Annotated in this window: 5 protein-coding genes; 4 read left to right on the top strand and 1 reads right to left on the bottom strand. The window is 74.3% G+C overall.

Going from position 1 to position 3647, the window contains the following annotated elements:
• Positions 1–197: 197 nt before the first annotated feature.
• Positions 198–554 carry a hypothetical protein gene (locus tag ACFVHI_RS37075; RefSeq protein ID WP_380346453.1) on the bottom strand — a complete coding sequence of 119 codons (357 nt, stop codon included), beginning with the start codon at positions 552–554 and terminating at the stop codon, positions 198–200.
• Positions 555–649: 95 nt separating this feature from the next.
• On the opposite strand from ACFVHI_RS37075, the gene ACFVHI_RS37070 reads away from it, so the two are divergent.
• The 4 genes from ACFVHI_RS37070 (at position 650) to ACFVHI_RS37055 (ending at position 3618) form a co-directional block, all read left to right on the top strand.
• Positions 650–1246, top strand: coding sequence for a helix-turn-helix domain-containing protein (locus ACFVHI_RS37070; protein ID WP_063350727.1), 597 nt, complete (start codon positions 650–652; stop codon positions 1244–1246).
• A gap of 68 nt (positions 1247–1314) precedes the next feature.
• Positions 1315–2328: a signal peptidase I gene (gene lepB, locus ACFVHI_RS37065; RefSeq protein WP_380346451.1), complete on the top strand. Its 1014-nt coding sequence runs from the start codon at positions 1315–1317 to the stop codon at positions 2326–2328.
• A 138-nt stretch (positions 2329–2466) separates the two neighbouring features.
• Positions 2467–2715, top strand: a complete 249-nt coding sequence (locus tag ACFVHI_RS37060; protein WP_159398582.1) for a hypothetical protein — start codon at positions 2467–2469, stop codon at positions 2713–2715.
• Positions 2716–2958: 243 nt separating this feature from the next.
• Positions 2959–3618, top strand: a complete 660-nt coding sequence (locus ACFVHI_RS37055; protein ID WP_063350729.1) for a zinc ribbon domain-containing protein — start codon at positions 2959–2961, stop codon at positions 3616–3618.
• Positions 3619–3647: the final 29 nt, after the last annotated feature.

Here is a 3647-nt window from a genome sequence, read left to right as displayed (position 1 = left end):
GGCGCTCGCCCACCCGGCGGGGGGCGTCCGACGGCGCCTGCGCGTTTACGGGTACCCGCGGGCGCCCCCCGGGGGGGGGGCCCGGTGGCGGTATGCGTCGCCACCGGGCCCCGCCCCCGGCAGCCGGTTACGCCGCGGACGGGCGTCGGCGAAGCCCCCGGCGGGCTCCGGTGCGCCCGGGCTCCGGCGCCCCGGCCTCAGTCGGCGGCGAGCCGGTCGTACTCGGCGTCCGGGTCCAGCTGGCGCCGGTACTCGGCGTGCAGCCGGACGTCGCCGTCCGGGCCGGCCAGGCGGGCGAGCGGGCCCCGGGCGCCCGGGAGCGGCCGGGCGCACGGCCACTGCTGGGCGAGTACGGCGAGCGGCGCGCCGTCGCCGGTGCGCAGGATCCAGCTGGCGCGGCCGCCGCCGATCAGGGGCAGGTACGGCCGGGGGAGTCCGAGGGCGGCGAGCGCCTGCGGCAGGTCGAGGTCGTCGGGGAGGGTGAGCGCCGCGGGGTGCGGGGCGTCGGCGTCGTCGCCGGCCGCGACGCTGTCCCGGGTGAGGTGGATGCGCATGGCCGGACAGCATAGGGCGCGCGGACGGGCCCGCGCGCCCGTGCACCGGTGTGCCGGTTTGACAAACGCCCTTGCCGTCCCGGCGAATGGCAGGCATGGCCGACGAAGACTTCGAGAACGTCCTCACCACGGTGGGCCCCCGGCTGCGCGCCCTGCGACGCGAGCGCGGCACCACCCTCGCCAAACTGGCCGCCGCCACCGGGATCTCGCTCAGCACGCTGTCCCGGCTGGAGTCCGGGCAGCGCAAGCCGACCCTGGAACTGCTGCTGCCGCTGGCCCGGGAGTACCGGGTGCCGCTGGACGAACTGGTCGGCGCCCCGGCCACCGGAGACCCCCGGGTCCATCCCCGCCCGGTGACCAGGAACGGCCAGACCATCATCCCGCTCACCCGCCACCTCGGCGGTCTGCACGCCTTCAAGCAGATCATGCCGCCCGGCCGGGGCACCGAGCCCGAGCTGGAGCTGAAGGTGCACGAGGGCCACGAGTGGCTGTACGTGCTGTCCGGCCGGCTGCGGCTGGTGCTCGGTTCGCACGACCTGGTGCTGACGGCCGGTGAGGCCGCCGAGTTCGACACCCGGACCCCGCACGCCTTCGGCAACGCCGGGCCGCAGCCGGTGGAGTTCCTCAGTCTGTTCGGTCCTCAGGGTGAGCGGATCCATGTCAGGGCGCGCCCGGGAACCTCCGTTCGGTAGGTTCGTTCCCTGACAGCGGGGGTTTTCCGTTCCGGTCTCCCGCCAGGCCGTCGGGAGGGGCCGAGAAGATGAGTGTCCAGCAGAGTACGGAGTCCGGCGAGAGCGGTGGAACCGGGGAGCGCGGCGCGGTGGGTGCGCCCGAAGTCCCGGGCGCGGCGGGGGCCTTCGAGGCCTCCGGCGGCGGCGCCGGCCGGGCCGGCGGTGGTTCCGGCGGCGACGGGAGCGGCGGCAGCGGTCCGACCGGTGGGGCCGACGGCGCCGGCGGCGCGGAGCCGGACGCCAAGAGCGGGCGGAAGAAGCGCCCGTTCTGGCAGGAGCTTCCGATTCTGCTGGTGATCGCCCTGCTGCTCTCGCTCGGCATCAAGACCTTCTTCGTCCAGGCCTTCTCGATCCCCTCGGGTTCGATGGAGCAGACCCTGGCGATCGGCGACCGGGTGCTGGTCGACAAGTTGACGCCGTGGTTCGGCGCCGAGCCCGAGCGCGGCGAGGTGGTGGTCTTCCGTGATCCGGGCGGCTGGCTGGAGAGCGCGCCGACGCACGCGGACGGCTCGGTGATGAGCTCGGTCCAGAAGGTGCTGAGCACCGTCGGCCTGATGCCCTCGGCGGACGAGAAGGACCTGATCAAGCGGGTGATCGCGGTCGGCGGGGACACCGTCGAGTGCAAGGCGGGCAGCCCGCTGAAGGTGAACGGCGTCGCGCTGGACGAGCCGTACCTGTTCCCCGGTTCGGCGCCCTGCGACCAGGACCCGGTGGGCACCGTCACCGTCCCCAAGGGCAAGCTCTGGGTGATGGGCGACCACCGCAACAACTCGCGGGACTCGCGCCCGCACCACAACGAGACCGGTGACGGCTTCGTGCCGGTGGGGAACGTGATCGGCCGGGCCTTCGTCGTCGCGTGGCCGCTCACGGACTGGTCCACCCTGCCCGTCCCGGACACCTTCGGCAAGGTGCCGGCAGGCGCGGCCGCGGGCGCGGCCGCGCCGGTGGAGGCGCCGTCGGCGCCGGACGCGCTCGGGCTGGCCGCCGTCGTGCCGTTCGCCCTGTGGCGCCGCCGCCGCGGCGCGCGCCGGGGTCGCCGCTGAGCCGGGTGAGGGCTTCGGCGGAACTCCTCCCGCGATTCTCTACACGCCTGTAGAGTTTCCGGGGTGAGCTGCACGCCTGGTCGCGTGGCCGCCCGACCGGGGAGGCCGCGCGTCGGGGCCGGGTCGGGAGGCGGAACCGTGGTGGAGAGTCGGCGCAGTCCTGTGGCCGTCGGGGAGCCGGCGGACCCGGACGTCCAGTGGGTGTACCAGCCGGTCGAGGTGGACCTCGGCGGCGGCACCTGGGCGTCCGGGCGGATCAGCGGCTGGTGGCAGGACTCGGCCGGGCAGCGGTGGTGCCGGTTGCGGGTGAGCCGCAGCGGCCGGCCGGCCGGCTGGGAGCGGTTCGACCCGGCGCGGGTCCTGCTGCTGCCGGTCGCCGGGCTCTGAGGAGGCGTCGGCCGGTTCCGATCGGAACCGGTACCAGCCTGATCGGAACCGGTCCGGTGGGTTCGGACGTCCCTCGGTGCGGCGATCACGAGGCGTTGTCCATAGAGGCGTTGTCCATAAGAGATTCACAAAATATGACGGCATGTGCGATTCTGTGCAGCGCCCCCGTGACCCGCCCCATCCGTGCCGGCACCTTGGGGGGCCCGGGGCCGCCGACATGCCACTTCATCGACCGGGGACGACGTGAGTTCCGAGATCTACTTCAGCAGCAACTACCGCGACCTGTGCGAGCAGCACGGCACCGGCGCGGGCTTCCAGTTCGAGTTCTCCTGCTACCGCTGCTCCGACACCTGGCGCTCGTCGTTCGAGGCGTTCACCACCGGCCAGGTGGCGGGCTGGATCGGCAAGGGCGTCAGCGCCGCCTGGAACCTCATCGGCGGCAACGCCAACACCATCAGCAACGCCGCCGACGGCCTGGCCGGCCACACCTGGGGCAACGCGCGCGACGCCGCCTTCCAGCGCGCGATCACCAACGCCCAGGTGCACTTCAACCGCTGCGCCCGCTGCACCCACTACGTCTGCGGCCGCTGCTTCGACCCGGGCCAGGGCCTGTGCCACACCTGCGCCCCGGACACCGCGGCCGAGGCGATGGCGGCGCAGCGGCGCGGCCTCAACGACATGGTGTCCGACCGCTCCTACCAGCAGGGCCAGCAGTCCGGCGCCGAGTTCGACGTGCGGACGCCGCGCCAGCTCGTCTGCCCGCAGTGCTCGGCGGAGACGCACGGCACGCCGTTCTGCCCGGGCTGCGGCCACCGGCTAGCCCAGCCGACCCAGTGCGGCCAGTGCCACCAGGACATCCCGGAGGGCGCGGCGTTCTGCCCGGGCTGCGGCACCAGGCGCTGACCCCGCGCACCCCACGCACCCCATGCACC

The organism is Kitasatospora sp. NPDC127121, assembly GCF_042677305.1.
Taxonomy (GTDB): domain Bacteria; phylum Actinomycetota; class Actinomycetes; order Streptomycetales; family Streptomycetaceae; genus Kitasatospora.
This window is presented reverse-complemented; position numbering and strand designations above follow the sequence as displayed.

What these genes read in the sequence shown, in the direction of transcription:
- lepB (WP_380346451.1), top strand. Translation starts at nt 1,315, where the DNA reads ATGAGTGTCCAGCAGAGTACGGAGTCCGGCGAGAGCGGTGGAACCGGG.
- ACFVHI_RS37070 (WP_063350727.1), top strand. Translation starts at nt 650, where the DNA reads ATGGCCGACGAAGACTTCGAGAACGTCCTCACCACGGTGGGCCCCCGG.
- ACFVHI_RS37075 (WP_380346453.1), bottom strand. Translation starts at nt 554, where the DNA reads ATGCGCATCCACCTCACCCGGGACAGCGTCGCGGCCGGCGACGACGCC.